Consider the following 17258-nt stretch of genomic DNA (forward strand, 5'->3'; position numbering starts at 1 on the left):
CACGGTTTATAGATGGCGGGTGTCCCGCGGGCGGGACAGGGCTTGCGGCGACAAGGCGTAGATCCGTTGGTCGGGTCCGGCGGCCAGCACGTGGTTCTGGGTGTCAGAAAGATGCCTGGCGGCCACCCGACGGGCTCGCTCGACATCACCGGCCTCGATCATCTCGGCCATCTTGATGTGGGTGTCGAGGACGGCGCGACGTTTGGTCAGCGACGGGTAGGTGCCTTTGGCGGCGCTCTCGTCAGCCCACTGCTGTTCGTGACTGGTCCACAGTGTCTCGAGGGTGCCGACGACGGCGATGATCGTTTTGTTGCCGCAGCCCTGCACGATGGCATCGTGGAATCTGCGGCCGATTTCGGTGAATTCGGGCCCGTCTTCCAGATGCGTTTCCATCGCGTCGTTGATCTCGTTGAGCTCGATCACGATGGTGTCGGCCCGGTCGGCCCGTTGGGCGGCCAATGCTGCGCACGCGGGCTCGAGTTCCAGCAGGGCGCTGCCGAGGTCGGCGACGACCACCGCCTCGCTCTGCAACAGCAGACCCAGCATGTAGGCGGCGCTGGTCTTCGCCGGAGCGTGGACGATGGCACCGCCGCGGTTGCCGCGCCGAACCGAGACCAGGCCCTCGGTCTCCAGAATTCGCAACGCCTCTCGCAGCGAGACGAGGCTGACGTTGAACTGCTCGACGAGTACTTCCTGCCGGGGCAGCAGGTCGCCGTCGGCCAACTCGCCATCGATGATCTGCCGGCGCAACTCGTCAGCGACGATCTCGGCGATCCGTGGCGCCGACAGTCGGCGTCGGGCCTCGGGGCCAATTCCCAAAGCAGTCATCTGATTCCAGCAGCGGCGCTCACCGGCCGGAGACACGGCCGCTGCGCCCGCGAACTCCATTTAGTGCAATCTTAGCAGTAATGGCATAATAGCCGTGCTGGTCAACGGCGCGGTTGCAAGCGAATGGGATACAGGTTTGACTGACGGGCACGGCAGCCGATCGACACCGCTGGACGATGTCCGTGTTGTCGAGATCAGCGACCGGATCGCCGGCAGCTACTGCGGCAAGCTCCTGGTCGACGCCGGCGCCGAAGTCCGGAAAATCGAGCCGCCGCAAGGGGATTGGCTGCGGCGCTTCAGCGCCAGCGGATCGGCCATCCCCTACGGCGCGGACTCTCCGCAGTTCAGTTACCTCAATGCCGGCAAGCACAGCGTCACCTGGCCCGGTGCCGACCTCGGCGCCGAAATCGCCGGCGCTGACATCGTTGTGGTGACGGCCACCCGATCGCAGGCAGCCCAGTGGGACATTGAACCGGAGCGGCTGCTGGCGCAGTTCCCGCGAGCGGTTATCGTCACGATCTCCGACTTCGGCTGGACCGGTCCGTATGCCGATCGAGCTGCCAGCGAGTTCACCCTGCAGGCATGGTCCGGCCTGACCGGATTCCGCGGCGACCCGGCCGGGCCCCCTATCGCGGTCGGCGGCGACCTCGGCGAGTACATGGGCGGGGTGTTCGCCGCCTTCGGTGCACTGGCCGTGCGCCGACGCGTCGAACACGGCGGACCCGGTGAACATCTGGATCTTTCGATGCTGGAAGCAATCACGTTGATGCAGAGCGGGGAATGGCTGCACTCGCATCTGCTGCAGACGCCGCCGGTGACGCGGACCATCGAGGTGCCGTCGATCGAAGCGGCCAAAGACGGCTACATCGGGATCACCATGGTCACCGGTCAGCAGTGGCTGGATTTCGCCGCGATGGTCGACTGCCCTGAGCTGACCGAGAATCCGCAGCTGAGTTTTCAGATCGGCCGTTGGCAGTACCGCCACTTCATCCGTGAGCAGATCCGGCCGTGGCTGGCCGAACGCACCGTCTCCGAAGTCGTCGAGCTCGGCCAGTTGTTTCGGCTGCCGATCGCGGCGCTGGGTAACGGTGCGACGATCCGCGAGACCGCCTATGCGGCGGAACGCGGCGCGTTCGTGCCCAACCCAGCGGGATTTCACCAACCGCGCACGCCCTGGCTGATGTCACGATGCGCACCGGCGTCGCTGCGTGCTGCGCCCGCGCTCGGTGAGGCCGACGACACCGCGCCGTGGCCGGCCCGGGAATATCGCGATCCGCTGTCCGATTCGCGGCTACCGTTCGATGGCATCCGCATCGTCGACCTGACCGCGTTCTGGGCCGGACCTGCCGCGACTCACCTGCTCGCGGCGTTCGGCGCCGACGTCGTCAAGGTGGAATCGATCCAGCGGCCCGATGGCATCAGGTATTCGGGTGGCATGCGAAAAGACCGAGACGACTGGTGGGAATACGGCTGGGTTTTCCATGCCATGAACACCAACAAGCGTTCTGTCACACTGGATTTGGGCTCGGACGAAGGGCGTCGCCTGTTGTGCGACCTGGTCGCCGGCGCCGATGTCGTGATCGAGAATTTCTCGCCGCGGGTGATGGACAACTTCGGCCTGACCGCTGACGTGCTGCTGGAGATCAACCCGCGACTCGTCGTCGCTCGGATGCCTGCGTTCGGGCTGGACGGTCCCTGGCGCGACCGGGTCGGCTTCGCGCCGACCATGGAGCAGATCGCGGGCCTGGCCTGGGTCACCGGGCTGGCCGACGGGCCGCCTATCCCGCCGCGCGGAGCGTGCGACCCGTTGGCCGGCGTGCATGCGGCGTTCGCCGTGACGGCCGCGCTGTGCTTCGCCGACCGAACCGGAGTGGGCCAACTGGTCGAGCTGCCAATGATCGAGACCGTGCTCAACGTCACGGCGATTCAGCCTATCGAGGCCGAAGTGTTCGGCGTCACGCTCAGCCGCCGGGGCAATCGCGGACACGGCTGGTCGGTGCAAAACCTGTACCGCTGCGACGGTGACGACGATTGGATCGCGGTCACCGTGTGCACCGACGGGCAATGGCACGCGCTGGCCGAGGTGCTGGGCCGGCCGTCGTGGACCGACGACCGCCGTTTCGACACCGTGGACGGGCGACGCACCCACGCCGACGAGATCGACGGCAAGCTGCGAGGCTGGTTCGCCGGTCAGAAACTCGACGATGCGGTGAATATGCTTGCCGCCGCCGCTGTTCCGGCTGCGCCGGTGGTGTCGCCGTCTCTGGTGACCGAGAACACTCAACTCAATCACCGCGGGTTTCTGGAAACGCTCGAACATTCGAGCACCGGAGCAGGCCGCTACCCGAGTCCGCCGTTCGCGCCGCTGGATGGACGGCGCCACTGGCTGATGCGGCCGCCCCCGACTCTGGGTGAACACAACAGCGAGGTGCTGCGCGACCTGTGCGGCCTCACCGATGACGACCTGGCGCGACTGGCATCCGCCGGGGTGATCGGCACCCGGCCCGAAGGGCTGTGAACGTTGAAGGGAGACCGTGATGCGAATAATCGTCGATGAGTCACTGTGTGAGGCCAATGGGTTCTGCGAATCGTTGGCGCCGGACATCTTCGAGATCGGAAAGGCCGACGTGGTGCATGTCGCCGACGGCGAGGTGCCGGAGGATCTGAAGATCGACGTGGCGGCCGCGGTCGACCAGTGCCCGAAAGCCGCACTGCGGGTCGTCGACTGATCCGTCAGCGCGCGGTCAGCGTTATCGGCATCTCGTCGTAGATCGACATGTTGGTGGTCAGATTCGGGTAGCTCACCTCGGCCGCACCGAGTGTGATGCCGTCGCACCGCAACAGCAGTTCATCGAGTACTGCGCGGATCTCGGCACGGGCGAGCATGGCGCCCAGGCAATGGTGCGCTCCACCGCCGCCGAATGCGACATGCGGGTTGGGATGGCGTCCGATGTCGAAGGCGAACGGCGAGGCAAAGACCTCCTCGTCGCGGTTCGCCGAGCGCAACATTGCCACCACTCGCTCGCCTTTGGGGATGCGCTGGCCGTCCATTTCGATGTCGAGCTTGGTGCTGCGAGTCCAGTAGGCGACGGGCGATGCCCAGCGCAGCACCTCCTCGACGGCGCTGGACCGCACGGATTCGTCGTCGCGGTAGCGCTCGATCTGTGCGGGATTCGCCACGAACGCCTGCAGTCCGATGGCCAGCGCGTTCTTGGTGGTGTCGCTACCGGCGAACGCGAGCACGAAGAAGAAGAACTCGAGTTCGTTTGCGGCCAAGCTGAATTGCTCACCGTCGTCACCGGTGATGACGCCGGACGCGATCGTACTCCAGATGTCGTCGGTGGGATTCTTGCGCTTCTCGGCCGTCAGCTCCATGGCGTACCCGAAGATCGACGCGAAGAGCTCGGCATCGACCGGCCGACCCTTGCCGGTTTGCGCCTTCAGAATGTGGTCGAAGCCGTCGAAGATGCGCGGCCGATCCTGTTCGGGGATGCCGATGATGTCGCCGATCACGGTCATCGGCAGCGCATCGGCGACGTCGTCGATCCAGTCACCGCTGCCGCGGGCGAGCAGATCGTCGATCATGCGCGCCGCCCGAGCCCGGATACCGTCTTCGAGCTTGGCGATCGCCCGCGGGGTGAAAGCACTCGAGATGAGTTTTCGGTGCTTGCTCTGCTCGGGCGGGTCCAGCGTGATGATCGTCGGATACGACGCGAACAGGTCCGCCGGCTGGATCAGCGGACCGTCGCCGGCGGTGAACGAATCGGCGTCGCGGTGCAGGCGCACGGCGTGCCGGTGCTTGGTGGTCATCCAGAAATCCCGCTTGACGGTTTTCTCGACACCCGGTGTCAACCCGTGTCGAAACAGCGGTCTGGTGCGGCGCAGCTCGGCGAACAGCTCGTCGGGAAAGCCATTGCGCCACAGCGTGACATCGGACAGATCGACTGTCGAAGCCGTCATTCGCAACCTCGATCAATTAGGACGCTTACTCCGCGCGGGAGACGGGTTCGATACTTGACCCTACCGGCGAAGAGCGTGCGCGTTGACGTTCAATGCTTAAAATAGTAAAAATAGACGAAATCTTCAAAAGCGCGGTAAGCGTCAGCGCGGCCGTGCGCCAATTGGCTGGCACGGGAATGACGCAGAAGGAGCAGCCAATGACGGACACGATTTCGGACTCCTCGATCGATCCGTCCGACAACGACCCCTCGGAACGGGAATTCGGCCCGAGCGGCATCAGCCTGTCGCCGTACCGATTCCCGACCGGATGGTTCATCGTCGGCTTCGCCTCGGAGCTGGCACCCGGCGACGTCAAGCGGGTGCACTACTTCGGCGAGGAGATGGTGCTGTTCCGCACCGAGTCCGGCGAAGTGAACGTGCTGGACGCCTACTGCCAGCACCTCGGCGCCAACATGGGTGTCGGTGGCACCGTCGAGGGCGAGAACATCGTCTGCCCGTGGCACGGGTGGCAGTGGCGCGGAGACGGCACAAACGCCCTGATCCCGTACAGCAAGATCGGCTGCAAAAACAACGTCCGCGTACGGACCTACCACAGCGCGGAGTGGTACGGCTACATCCTGGTGTGGCATGAGCGCCACAGCCGGGCGCCGTACTGGCAGCCGCCGGTGCTGCCCGAGTTGGAGACCGATGAGTACTACCCGCTGCACCCGCACAGCCGGATGCTGAACCGGGTCAAGGTGCACGCGCAGATGATCATCGAAAACGCCGCCGATCCTTACCACGTGCAGTACGTGCACAAGGCGGCCAATCCGGCCAACACGACGTCGTTCGAAGTGGCCGGCTACCACCTGCATGCCACCGTCAGCGCCCACTTCGGCGGCGGCCGGTCACAGACCTGGCTGACCCCGAACGGGCCGGTCGACGCCAAGATCATCTACGACAACTACTCGTTGGGCCTGGGCATCGTGCGCTTCCCCAGCGACTTGGTGGCCACGATCGAGGTGACCGGACAGACACCGGTCGACGAGGACTACACCGACTACTTCTACACCCAGGCGTCGGTTCGCGAGCCGGGCGATTCCGGCGACGTGCCCACCGGCCGAGCCGCAAAGTTCCTGGCGCTGCAGCAAGAGGTGATCAAGCAGGACTTCTTCACCTGGGAGAACATGAAATACCTGGAGAAGCCGAACCTGGCACCGGAAGAAGCGCACGACTACGCGGCGCTGCGGCGCTGGGCGCACCGTTTCTACCCGGGCGAAGAGGCGGCGCACGACGACTTCGGCTACACCGCCAACGGTGATCCGGACCCGGCTGCTGCGGGAGCCTGATGTCCCGCGTGCCGGTTCGGGCCGCCGCATGCGACGGAAAGCCCATCGGCCCAGCTGATTTCGGCGTCGAGCAGTTCAGTGTCGCGGCGGTCCTCGATCGTCGCGCCGAGCAGTGTCCCGACCGGGTGATGATGTCGATCGACGGCGTCGACGTGACCTTCGAGCAGATGCGCCGGCGTTCCAATGCTGCCGCTCGTGTTCTGTCCGACATAGGCATTGGGCCGAGGGATGGCGTGGCGCTGTTCGCCGGGACCTGCGCGCAATGGGTCTACTTCTGGTTGGGCGCGGGTCGCATCGGCGCGGTGGCCGCGGCCGTGAACACGGCCAACAAGGGCGACTTTCTCTTGCACGCGCTTCGCTTATCGCGGGCGAAGGTAATTGTCACCGACGCCGAGCGGCGGTCCCGGGTTGCCGAGGTGGCCGATGAACTCCCCGGGCTGGCCAGCATTGTGGTCGAAGACATCTCGCTGGATCGCGACGCCGCCGCGGTCGCCGGGTACGCCGGCCGGGTCGATGACATCGGGTCGTTGTTCTTCACATCCGGCACGACCGGGGCATCCAAAGCCGTTGCGACCACGTGGCACTACCTGTTCACCACAGCCGCGACCGCCGCTGCGGCCTGGGAGTTCGGTGCCGGTGAGGCGATGTGGACGGCAATGCCACTGTTTCACCTCAGCGCCGCGCCGGCGGTTCTGGCGCCGATGCTGGTCGGTGGCACAACGGTTTTGGCGTCCGAATTTCACCCGGCTTCGGTGTGGGACGAGGTGCGGGCCTGCGGTGCCGTGGGCTTCGTTGGCGCCGGCGCGATGGTCTCGATGCTGTTGAATCTGCCGCCGGACTCCCGCGACGCGCAGTTGCCGCTGCGCTTCATCTCCGCGGCACCGATCGCCGCTGACAAATACCGCGACATCGAAAAGCGCTACAACTGCCGGATCGTCACCATGTACGGGCTGACCGAAGCATTCCCGATCGCCGTCAAAGGCGTTGCCGACGACGGGGTGCCGGGAACGTCGGGCCGGCCCAACCCAAACTTCGAAGTTCGCATCGTCGGCCCGGACGGCGCGCCGGTCTCCGACGGCACGGTCGGCGAGATTGCCTGCCGACCCCGGCACCCACACGTGATGAGCGAGGGCTACCTGAACGCCTCGGGAGAAGGACTCGTCCGGCACCCGCGCTGGTTTCGCACCGGTGATCTCGGCGTGCTCGACAGCGATCAGAACCTGACCTACCTGGATCGGGTGAAGGACTCGTTGCGCCGCCGCGGAGAGAATATTTCGTCGGTCGAAGTCGAGACCGCGGTGATGCGCCATCCGGCCGTGCTCGAAGCCGCAGTGGTCGGTGTGCCCAGCGACCTGGGCGAGGACGACATCCTGCTGTTCGTCACCGTGCAACCCGGCGCGGCGCTGGATTACATTGAGCTGCTGGACTTCTGCGGTGCCCGAATGCCGTACTTCTCGGTACCTCGGTATGTGGAGATCGTTGGCGAGCTGCCCAAGACCGTGATCGGGCGGATCCGCAAGGACACGCTTCGCGCCCAAGGCGTCGGCCCCGCGGCCTGGGACCGCGAAACCCATGGATACATCGTGAGTCGTTAGACGGGGATCAAACAGAGCGACAGGGAGAACAACACATGGCCATGACCTATCAGCAGCAATACGTCCTCGACGGCTCGGTGGGTCGCGACGCGATCTTGAACCTGACGGCGCGGCACAACCGGCACTTCTCCGAAGGCGACCGCAACGCGTGGATCGCGACGTTCCGCCATTCGGGTGCTCGATTCACCCGCGACGGTTCGGAATTCACGGATCTGCGAGAGGCTTTTGACGGCGGTAACGGCCGACTGGTCACCGTCGATCACGAGATCACCGTTGACGGGGTCAATGCCACGCAGCGCTGCGTGGCGTTGCTCTTCGCCGCGGCCGACGGCGGTTCTACGTTGCGTGCCACCGGAAGCTACCGCGATCAACTCATTTACGAGCGCGGCGGCTGGTACTTCACTTCCCGCGAGCTGCAGTGGGACTCGGTGCCGGTCTCGGCGTGACGTCGACTCCGATCAGCTACAAGCTGGCGTTCGGCACCTACCAGGACGCCCTACGCATGGTCGGGGTGACCTCTGAGCCGAGGGTCGCGGGAACCGTCGTCAGTGCGGCGCGGATCCAGATGTTCGCTGCCACAGTGCAAGACGGCAACCCGTCGTACTGGGACGCCGACTTCGCGACGAAGACCTGGGGCGGGCTGCTGGCGCCGCCGGCGCTGCTGATGGGTTGGCTGGTTCCGCTGCCGTGGGAGCCCGGTGGACGGCCGCCGGTCGCGGCGATCGCGCTCCGGGTTCCGCTGCCCGGCACCACAATCGTGAACGCCGCCAACGAGGCCGAGTTTCCACTGCCCATTCTCGACGGCGACCGACTCACCATTGTCGAACAAGTGGTGTCGGTGTCACCGGAGAAGCAATCCAAGCTCGGTGTCGGGCATTTCATCGAAACGTTGGACACCTTCACCCGTCAGGACGGTGCGATCGTGGCGACCAACCGGAACACGCTGTTCCGCTTCAGCCCGCCGGCGTCGTGACCCTCGACTGGGGTCAGATCAGCGTGCCGCTTGAGCTACCCGAAGTGCGCGACGAGATCAGCTACCAGCGGGTGGTGATGAACTCCGGATCCACCTGGGACTACACCCCGGTCCATTTCGACCCGTTTTACGCCGAAAAGCAAGGGCACCCGGGTATTTTCGTCAACACCATGCACATCGCCGGCTTTGCCGACCGCATCGCCACCGACTGGGCGGGCCCGCAGAGCCGAGTGGTGCACCGAAAGATGAGGCTCGCCGGATCGATCTACGCCGGCGACACGATGGTCGGCCGCGGCCACGTGGTCGCCAAACCTGCGCCCGGCCTGGTCGACCTGCAGATCGACGTCGTCAATCAGCGCGGTGAATTGTGCAGCCCGGTCGAGCTCACTCTGGAACTGTCTTAGTAATTCTCATGACCGAGGGCTTGGGCGATCGGCACCTGGCGGTGTGCCGAAGGTTCGGCGACTCGGTGCGTGCAGCGACTGGGAAATGGGAGCGCCCTTCGCCCTGCGACTCGTGGGATGCCAGGGGCGTGCTCGAGCATGTCATCGGTTTTCACGATGTGCTGCTGCTTCGACCGTTGGGGCTCAAGCCCGATCGCCCACGCGATAGTCCGCAGCGGCGATGGGAGCTGACGTACGGTCAGCTGGAGAAGGCATTCGAACTCGATATCGGGCCGGACGCCGCGTCGGTGCTGCCGAACCTGACCCGCGACGTGTTGGTGCACACCTGGGACCTGGCCCGGGCGGTCGGGGCCGATGACCGGTTGGACTCCCGATGGTGCGAGCTGTTCTACGCGGCCTTGCCCGCTGACCCCGACGCGCTGAGCGGTTCGGCGATGTTCGATGCCCCCGTCGCGGCGGGTGAGCAGACCGACGTGCAATCGAAGCTTCTTGGTCGGCTTGGCCGTAACCCAAACTGGCAGCCGTCGGCGCATTCATGAGGGAGGCTGCCTGCTATGAAGTCTGAGTCCGTTTGTCCCGAAGGATCCAGGCAACCCGCGCGAGACCGCGTTGAGGAGATCGTGGTGCTCGGTTCGGGATTCGCGGGACTGTGGGCGGCCCTGGGTGCCGCGCGGCGCCTCGATGAACTCGGTGCCGTCCCGGGCACAATCGGGGTGACGATGATCAGTTCGCGGCCATTCCATGACATTCGAGTACGCAACTACGAGGCTAACCTGACGCCGAGCCGCATTCCGTTGAGCGGCATCCTGGGGCCTGTCGGTGTCAGTCACGTCGCTGCGGACGTCACCGCGATCAACCCGGCCGCCCGCACCGTCACCTACTCAGGCGGATCGCACACCTACGGCCGGCTGGTCGTCGCTCTGGGCAGCGAGTTGGTCAAGCCCGACATCTCAGGCTTGGCCGAATTCGGGTTCGACGTCGACACTTTTGACAGCGCGACGACGCTGAACCGACATCTTGCCGCGCTGGCGGACCGTCCTGCCGACCCGGCGACCGACACCGTCGTCGTCGTCGGCGCGGGCCTGACCGGTATCGAGACCGCGTGCGAACTGCCCGCGCGCCTGCGGCACGTATTGCGGCGCGCGTCGCGGGTGGTGCTCATCGACCGCCACCCCTCCGTTGGCTCCGACATGGGAGAGTTCGCGCGTCCGGTGATCGAGCAAGCGCTGGCCGACATCGGCGTCGAGACCCGCACCGGGGTGGGCGTAGCCGAGGTCGATGCCGGCGGAATCAGGCTGAGCAGCGGCGAAACAATAGCTACCCGCACGGTGATCTGGTGTGCGGGCATGCAGGCCAATCCGCTCACCGCACAGTTCGGCGTCCAACGCGATCATCTCGGCCGACTGCCGGTCGACGAGTACCTGCGGGTGGTGGGGGTGCCTGGGGTATTCGCAGCAGGTGATGTCGCCGCGCTGCACGTCGACGACGACCATATGTCGGTGATGTCGTGTCAGCACGGCCGGCCCATGGGCCGATACGCCGGCTATAACGTGGTCGGCGACCTACTGGGTGAGCCGATGCTGGCGCTGCAGATCCCCTGGTACGTCACGGTTCTCGACCTCGGATCCGCCGGCGCGGTGTACACCGAAGGATGGAACCGCCACGTCGTCGCCCGAGGCCAGCAAGCCAAGGCGACCAAACGCACCATCAACACCCAGCGAATCTATCCGCCGCTCAACGGCGATCGCGACGCCATCCTTTCCGCCGCGGCACCCGTACTTCAAGATCGGCCAACCCGCCCAGGCGGTTAGCCTGCCGTATCACGACAGTGGCGGCATCGCGCCTTTGCTGATCACCGACTGCAGCTCGACGTACTCGTGCAGGCCCTCGGGGCCGAACTCGCGACCGATGCCCGACTGCTTGAAGCCGCCGAATGGGCTGCCGATGTCGAGCGTGTACATGTTGATGCCGTAGGTGCCGGCCCGCACGCTTGCGGCCACCTCGAGCCCGTGGGCGATGTCGGCAGTCCACACCGACCCGGCCAGACCGTAATCGCTGTCGTTGGCGATCTGGACGGCATCGGCCTCGTCGCGGTAGGTCAGCACGCTGAGCACCGGGCCGAAGATCTCCTCGCGCGCGATCCGCATGTCGTTGGTGACGTCGGTGAACAAGGTCGGGCGCACGTACCAGCCCTGGTCGTGCGGCGCGTCCTCGCCGCCCAGGATCATCCGGGCGCCCTCTTTGACTCCGGACCGGATGTAGTCCTGCACCCGGGCTTGCTGGCGCTGGGCGACCAGAGGCCCGACGTCGGTGGCCTCGTCGGCCGGATCGCCGACCTGCAGGCCCGACATCATCTCCGCCAGCGCGTCGACCACCTCGTCGTGGTTCCGCTCGCTGACCAGGATGCGGGTCTGCGCCACGCAGGCCTGCCCGTTGTTCATCAGGCTTGCCGACTTCAATTCCCGGACCGTCTTGCCGATGTCGGCGTCGTCGAGAATGATCGCGGCCGACTTGCCGCCGAGCTCGAGGCTCACCCGCTTGAGCTGCTCGCCGCACAGCGTGGCGATCCGGCGTCCGACCCCGCTCGACCCGGTGAACGACACCTTGTCGACACCGGGATGGCGGACCAGCGCTTCGCCCACATCGGTACCGCCGGGAAGCACGGAGACCACCCCTTCGGGCAGGTCCAGCTGCTCGATCATCTCGGCCAACCACAAAGCGTCCAAAGGTGTTTCGGGCGCAGGCTTCACGATGACGGGGCAGCCGGCGATCAGTGCAGGTATCAGCTTCGGCATGATCAGGAACTGCGGCACATTCCACGGCACGATTGCCGCGACCACGCCGACCGGGGCACGGCGCAGATGTACTTCGCCGAGCACACCGTGGCGCCGCTCGGTCCAGGGGAAGTCGCGGGCGACCGCCAAGGTGAGGTGGATCATCGAGACCGCCGCGGCGGCCTGGCCCAGTCGGCTGAAGCTGCGCGGCGAACCCATCTCGTCGGTGATCAGGTCGGCCATCTCGTTGAGGTGGCCGCTGTAGATGTTCGCGAGTTCCTCGACCTTGTGCATGCGTTCCTGCGGGTCCAACCGGGGCCATAGGCCATGGTCGAAGGCGTGCCGGGCGGCGGCGACCGCATCGTCGACGTCCGCAGCAGTAGCCGCCGGGACGTCCCCGATCGAACTCTCGGTGTGTGGGGAGATGACCGTCAGGCGCTCATCGGTGGACGGCTTACGCCATCGTCCGCCGATGAAAAGCTCGTCGTAGCAACGGTGGTCACGGGTTTCCGGCATGGGCACGACCTTTGCACGACCTTTGAAAAGGCGAAAGCAACTTCGCTATTGATGCTAACATAGCAAAAAAGACGGGACGGCTGGTAGCTGTCGTGAATCCACTGCGATTACGACGGGCGCGACGCGATCCCCCCACGAGGCTTGAGATGAACACTGACTGGCGTAAATATCCGTTTCGCTTAGTTGACAACGACCGGGCGCTGGACTTTCCGGAAGCCGAAGGTCTGCACGCCGATCAGGAATCCGACACCTGGTTCATTGCCGGCGAGCTGACCGGCGCGACGGGGCGCAAGTTCGCCTATCTGACCATCTTCAACAAGAACCGCCCCGGCGGGACCGTGATCGCTGATTTCTACACAATGGCGCTGTTCGATTGTGACACAGGTGAATACGGCACCTACACCGATTACGACATGCCGCCCAAGAACATGCAACCGGGTGCGCAACCGAAGATGACGATGGCCACCGGCTATCTCGACATCCATTACGACAGCAGTGCCGGGCCGGTGACGTGGACCTCCTGTCGCAACGACGACGGCGAACTGCGGCCCTACAGCTACCGGGTGAGCCTGCGCGGCGTCGATCAGGCCGGCCAGTCCATGGAATTGGACTTGGACGTGACGCCGACGCGTGCTCCGGTGCCGGTCGGCGCGGACACCTACGACGGCAAGATCGCCTGCTTCGGTCAGCCTGACACCTACTCGTATTTCCAGACCGGCATGGCAATGAATGGAACGCTGCGCTGGGCCGAGCAGTGCGAAGAGGTCAGCGGCATCGCGGGACACGTTGACCGGCAGTGGTTTCCCAGGTACGCCGGCGGCGGTGGAACCGGGGGCGACCCCAGGGCGCGGTCCCACGAATGGCGCACGATCAACTTGGACAACGGCGTCGACATGAGCATCTGGCACCAGTTCGACCGGCTGGATGGCAATGCGCTGCAGCCGTTCTCCGGCGCGACGGTGAGCTACCCGGACCCCGCCACGGCGCCGCAGTGCGTGGAAGACGTCGAGGTCACGGTGAGCACTTACGTGCGATGGCCGAAGTCGATTCGGCCCTTGGTGCGGCCGCCCGCTCCGGATCGGTTCATGCCGAACCTGCATCGGCTGCGCAGCGCCGCACTGGAATTGGACCTCACCGGAGAACCGCTGGTTCCGGCGCCGGCGCACGGACTGCCGATCGAATACATGGAAGGGCCCTTCCGCTACCACGGAACGATGCGCGGGGAACCGGTGAGCGGCTTCGCGTTCTACGAACGCTCGCTGGCGCTTTACCGGGGCTGGGAGCTGATCGATGTGCTGGCGTCGGCGCTCGACGACCCGAGCGATGTGCTCGAAAAGCTGCGTTCACTCATCGCGGCCGGCAATCGGGCGGATGCGCGAAAGCTACTGCAGGACAATCTCACCACGCTTCCCACCGGTGGGCGCGATGTCGCGGAGGCGTTGATCGAGGTGCTGTCGCCCGACAGCTGAGCGGTATCCCGGGTCAGCCGGCCGGCTGCACGCCGGGGGGCTCCCAGGCGGATCCACCAGGGGTCCCGACGCAGGTCACCGGACCGCCGGAGTTGGAGACGGCCGCGGAACCTTCTGCGCCGCAGGGCATGCCGACCGCCGGCCGCGTGTCGAGGATGTTCGGTCCAGACGGGGTTGTCGTCGTCGCCGGCTTGGCCGGTTTCGACGTGGTGGTCTGCGGCGCGGTGCTCTGCGCCGGCGTCGTAGCTGCCGGTTTCGATGTGGTTGCCGGCACCGTCGTCCTCGGTGCGGCGGTGGTGGTGGCTACCGGTGGCGGGGCAGCTACCGGCGGCGGGGCGACGACCGGCGGCGGGGGAGGCGGGGCGACGACGACCGGCGTCGGCGCGATGAACGCCGGGGCCGGGGTGCTCGGTTCAGCGGACGTGGTCTCGCTATTGGCGGGAGCGTCGTTGGACTGGGAGGCCGAGCGCAGGGCCTTGACTCCAATGAACCACGCCAGCAACACGACCGCGATCGCTCCGGCGATCGCCGCAGAGTGCTGCAGTCGGCGTTTGCGCGCCGCGGCTACTTCGTCATCGTCGAACTCGTCATCGTCGAAGTCGTCGTCGAACTCCTCGGACACCGGGGGCGCGACAGTCGTGGCGACATCGTCGATATGCTTGTTGGACCGCCCATTTGACGTGACCAGCGGAGCAATAGAAGTGGTTTCGGCTGCGGCGTGGGCCGCGGTCGGGGCCGGCACGGCCTCGGTCGGCGGCGAGTCGTCGGCCTTTGTTTCGACGAATGCTGTGGCTGCGGAATCGCCGTTCCCGTTGGCTTCGCGAAAGATCGACGCCGCCCGAACTTCAGAGCTGGCGCGGATATGTGAGCGTTTGCCGGTGGTCGACTCGAGCGCTTTGGCGAAGTCACGGCAACGCCGGAATCTGTCGACGGGATCCTGCGAGAGCGCGCGGGCGAAGATCGCGTCGAACTCGGTCAGGTCCGGCCGGACGTCGCTGGGCCTGGGTGGTGCGTCGTTGAGGTGCTTGCTGACCACCACTGACGGATTGAAATGTGCGAACGGCGGCGAACCGGTCAATAGATGAAAAGCGCTGGCCGCCAAGGCGTATTGATCTGCCCGACCGTCGAGCTCCTCACCCATCAGCTGCTCAGGTGCGGTATAGCCGGCGCTACCGATGAACATGCCGGCGCGGGTCAGCGTGTTGTGAGCGCCCTCAGGGCGCGCTACACCGAAGCCGGTCAAAGCAATTCGTCGTCTGTCGGCCGGCGACCTGCTGACCACGATGTTGCCGGGATTGACATATCGGTGCAACACACCGCGGTCGTGCGCGTAGTCCAGGGCGTCGGCGATCTCCGACACGATCTCGATCACCAGTCGCGGCGGCATGCCGTCGAGATGGCCGTCGCCCAGCAGTTCGGCGGCATCCGAGCCGTCGACGTATTCGGTCGAGATCCACAGCTGGTCCTCGAACTCACCGCGGTCGGTGAGACCGGCGATGCTCGGATGCCACAACGTAGCTGCCTGATCGGACTCCTGGTAGAACCGTTCGCGGTAATCCAAGTCGACGGAGGTCTCGACGGGAATCAAGTGAAGAACCTGCTGGCGGGGAAGCCTCGGATGCTCGGCGACGTAGAGCTCACCGAACTCTTCGTATCCGAGCTGCCGAACAATGTTGAATCCGGCGGCCGTCGCGCCGATGACCAGCGGCATGGGGAAATGGTACAGACTGCCGCTCACCGTTAACGGATGCGGTGCGAAGCAGACACCTAATTGAGACCGGAGGAAAATATTCGCGTGAGCGAACCTGCAAGCCATTCGAACCACGTGGTCCGGACGCACCGGTTCCGTCGAATGTCGGGACGAGATCCCCACGAGCCGCATCGGGTGGCGACGCCGCTGGAGCTGCTGTTCGATCTGACCTTCGTCATCGCCTTCGGTGTCGCCGCGTCGCAATTCGCGCACGCATTGGCCTCCGGTCACGCCGAGGCCGGGCTGATCAGCTTCAGCTTCGCCACGTTCTCGGTCTGTTGGGCGTGGATCAACTTCAGCTGGTTTGCCTCGGCGTACGACACCGACGACTGGGTGTACCGGCTGACGACGATGCTGCAGATGGTCGGCGTCCTGGTACTGGCGCTGGGGATACCGCAGGTGTTCTCGTCGATCGCCGCCGGCGCCCACGTGGACAACCGGGTTCTGGTCAGCGGGTATGTGGTGATGCGGGTGGCGATGGTGATCCAGTGGCTGCGCGCGGCGATGCAGGACCCGGGCCGCAAGGCCGCATGTCTGACCTACGCGGCCACCATCACCGTCGCGCAGATCGGGTGGATCGTCATCGCCGTCGTCAACAGCTCGGTGGATGTCACTTTCGTCCTGTTCACGGTGATGATCGCCATCGAGGTGAGCGGCCCGCTGCTCGCCGAGAAGCGGAGGGGCGGAACGCCCTGGCATGCTCACCACATCGCCGAGCGCAACGGGCTGCTGACGATCATTGCGCTGGGCGAGGGCGTGGTGGGGACGGTCGCCTCGCTGTCCGCCATGGTCGCCGAGCACGGGTGGACGACCGACGCCGTGCTGGTGGCGATCGCGGGGACGGGTCTGACCTTCGGGATGTGGTGGGTGTATTTCGTGGTCCCGGCGGCGCACCTGCTGCACGCTCATCGCGAACGCTCGATCGGCTATGGCTACCTTCACATCGCGGTGTTCGGCTCGATCGTTGCCACCGGCGCCGGGCTGCACGCGGCCGCGGACCTCATCGAGCATCGGTCCGAGCTCGACTCGGTGGCGACGGTGGTCGCGGTCGCGGTGCCGGTCGGGGTCTACGTCGTCGCGGTCTATGGGACCTACCTGCTGCTCACGCGGACCTGGGACGGCTTTTATACGGCCGTCGTGCTGGTCACGCTGTCGGTGCTGGGCATCGCGGTCGCCCTCGCGTCGGCGGGGATCTCGACTCCGGTGTGTCTGCTGGTCGTCACCGCGGCACCGGCCGCGGTCGTCGTCGGTTACGAGTGGCTCGGGCATCAGCGGACGTCGCAGGCGCTCGCCAGAGGCGCGGAATCCGGCGGCCGTCGGCTGTGATGCCGACGCGGGGGGCTGAAGCTGACTCCTAAGTAAGGTCCCAGCAAACTCCGGTCGGCCAACGGATGGGCCGGATTCTCAACAGTCGCACCGCTGCGTCTTGTCATTGGCGGATCGCGAAGCCCGATATGGCACAGATTTTCCAGATAACGATTAGGTAACAATACTGCTTTGATCTGCGCAGTTATAGCTACTGCACCGTAACCACCCGCACGCAGCAGGTTTGGTCCGGACGCTCTCAATGGCCTTTGAGTGAAGTGTTACCCAGCCCACCATTACTCGTGCGTAGTACTCACCAGTAACCAATTACCCCCGGAAACCTCCCAATTTCTTAT

15 protein-coding genes are annotated in these 17258 nt (G+C 65.5%); 11 read left to right on the forward strand and 4 right to left on the reverse strand.

Translation table 11 applies throughout. The features are described 5' to 3' along the window. Positions 1 to 6: 6 nt before the first annotated feature. Entirely contained in the window at positions 7 to 828 is an 822-nt protein-coding gene (locus tag ACQY5A_RS16500; protein ID WP_428341541.1) for a FadR/GntR family transcriptional regulator, read from the reverse strand. A gap of 136 nt (positions 829 to 964) precedes the next feature. Between ACQY5A_RS16500 and ACQY5A_RS16505 the strand changes: the two genes are divergently transcribed. After that, positions 965 to 3346, forward strand: a complete 2382-nt coding sequence (locus tag ACQY5A_RS16505; RefSeq protein WP_428341381.1) for a CoA transferase — start codon at positions 965 to 967, stop codon at positions 3344 to 3346. A gap of 19 nt (positions 3347 to 3365) precedes the next feature. Next, the gene (locus tag ACQY5A_RS16510) at positions 3366 to 3557 is read left to right on the forward strand and encodes a ferredoxin (protein ID WP_428341382.1); all 192 of its coding nucleotides are present in this window, start codon (positions 3366 to 3368) and stop codon (positions 3555 to 3557) included. 4 nt (positions 3558 to 3561) lie between these two features. On the opposite strand, the gene ACQY5A_RS16515 is transcribed toward ACQY5A_RS16510, so the two are convergent. Continuing rightward, positions 3562 to 4788: a cytochrome P450 gene (locus ACQY5A_RS16515; protein WP_428341383.1), complete on the reverse strand. Its 1227-nt coding sequence runs from the start codon at positions 4786 to 4788 to the stop codon at positions 3562 to 3564. Between the two features lie 197 nt (positions 4789 to 4985). Between ACQY5A_RS16515 and ACQY5A_RS16520 the strand changes: the two genes are divergently transcribed. From ACQY5A_RS16520 to ACQY5A_RS16550, 7 genes are read left to right on the forward strand one after another with little or no spacing between them, the layout of a single operon-like run. Further along, entirely contained in the window at positions 4986 to 6116 is a 1131-nt protein-coding gene (locus ACQY5A_RS16520; protein ID WP_428341384.1) for an aromatic ring-hydroxylating oxygenase subunit alpha, read from the forward strand. Beyond that, on the forward strand, positions 6116 to 7711 hold the full coding sequence (locus ACQY5A_RS16525) for an AMP-binding protein (RefSeq protein ID WP_428341385.1): 1596 nt from the start codon (positions 6116 to 6118) through the stop codon (positions 7709 to 7711). The genes ACQY5A_RS16520 and ACQY5A_RS16525 overlap by 1 nt, the downstream gene beginning before the upstream one ends. Positions 7712 to 7746: 35 nt before the next feature. Beyond that, the gene (locus ACQY5A_RS16530; RefSeq protein ID WP_428341386.1) at positions 7747 to 8157 is read left to right on the forward strand and encodes a nuclear transport factor 2 family protein; all 411 of its coding nucleotides are present in this window, start codon (positions 7747 to 7749) and stop codon (positions 8155 to 8157) included. 56 nt (positions 8158 to 8213) lie between these two features. Next, positions 8214 to 8684 (forward strand): FAS1-like dehydratase domain-containing protein, encoded by a 471-nt coding sequence (locus ACQY5A_RS16535; RefSeq protein WP_428341542.1) that lies wholly within the window; start codon positions 8214 to 8216, stop codon positions 8682 to 8684. Next, positions 8681 to 9088 (forward strand): MaoC/PaaZ C-terminal domain-containing protein, encoded by a 408-nt coding sequence (locus tag ACQY5A_RS16540; protein WP_428341387.1) that lies wholly within the window; start codon positions 8681 to 8683, stop codon positions 9086 to 9088. The genes ACQY5A_RS16535 and ACQY5A_RS16540 overlap by 4 nt, the downstream gene beginning before the upstream one ends. Positions 9089 to 9096: 8 nt before the next feature. Further along, entirely contained in the window at positions 9097 to 9627 is a 531-nt protein-coding gene (locus tag ACQY5A_RS16545; RefSeq protein WP_428341388.1) for a maleylpyruvate isomerase family mycothiol-dependent enzyme, read from the forward strand. Positions 9628 to 9642: 15 nt separating this feature from the next. Then, positions 9643 to 10899 (forward strand): NAD(P)/FAD-dependent oxidoreductase, encoded by a 1257-nt coding sequence (locus ACQY5A_RS16550; RefSeq protein ID WP_428341389.1) that lies wholly within the window; start codon positions 9643 to 9645, stop codon positions 10897 to 10899. Between the two features lie 9 nt (positions 10900 to 10908). Here the strand turns inward: ACQY5A_RS16550 and ACQY5A_RS16555 are convergent, their stop codons facing one another. Continuing rightward, positions 10909 to 12378, reverse strand: coding sequence for an aldehyde dehydrogenase (locus ACQY5A_RS16555; protein ID WP_428341390.1), 1470 nt, complete (start codon positions 12376 to 12378; stop codon positions 10909 to 10911). A gap of 146 nt (positions 12379 to 12524) precedes the next feature. On the opposite strand from ACQY5A_RS16555, the gene ACQY5A_RS16560 reads away from it, so the two are divergent. Next, positions 12525 to 13847, forward strand: a complete 1323-nt coding sequence (locus ACQY5A_RS16560) for a lipocalin-like domain-containing protein (protein ID WP_428341391.1) — start codon at positions 12525 to 12527, stop codon at positions 13845 to 13847. Positions 13848 to 13860: 13 nt separating this feature from the next. Here ACQY5A_RS16560 and ACQY5A_RS16565 read toward each other — a convergent pair whose 3' ends face one another. Beyond that, positions 13861 to 15558: a serine/threonine-protein kinase gene (locus ACQY5A_RS16565; protein ID WP_428341392.1), complete on the reverse strand. Its 1698-nt coding sequence runs from the start codon at positions 15556 to 15558 to the stop codon at positions 13861 to 13863. Between the two features lie 141 nt (positions 15559 to 15699). On the opposite strand from ACQY5A_RS16565, the gene ACQY5A_RS16570 reads away from it, so the two are divergent. After that, positions 15700 to 16923, forward strand: coding sequence for a low temperature requirement protein A (locus tag ACQY5A_RS16570; RefSeq protein ID WP_428341543.1), 1224 nt, complete (start codon positions 15700 to 15702; stop codon positions 16921 to 16923). Positions 16924 to 17258 lie beyond the last annotated feature (335 nt).

It is taken from the genome of Mycobacterium sp. (assembly GCF_965277065.1).
Classification (GTDB): domain Bacteria; phylum Actinomycetota; class Actinomycetes; order Mycobacteriales; family Mycobacteriaceae; genus Mycobacterium.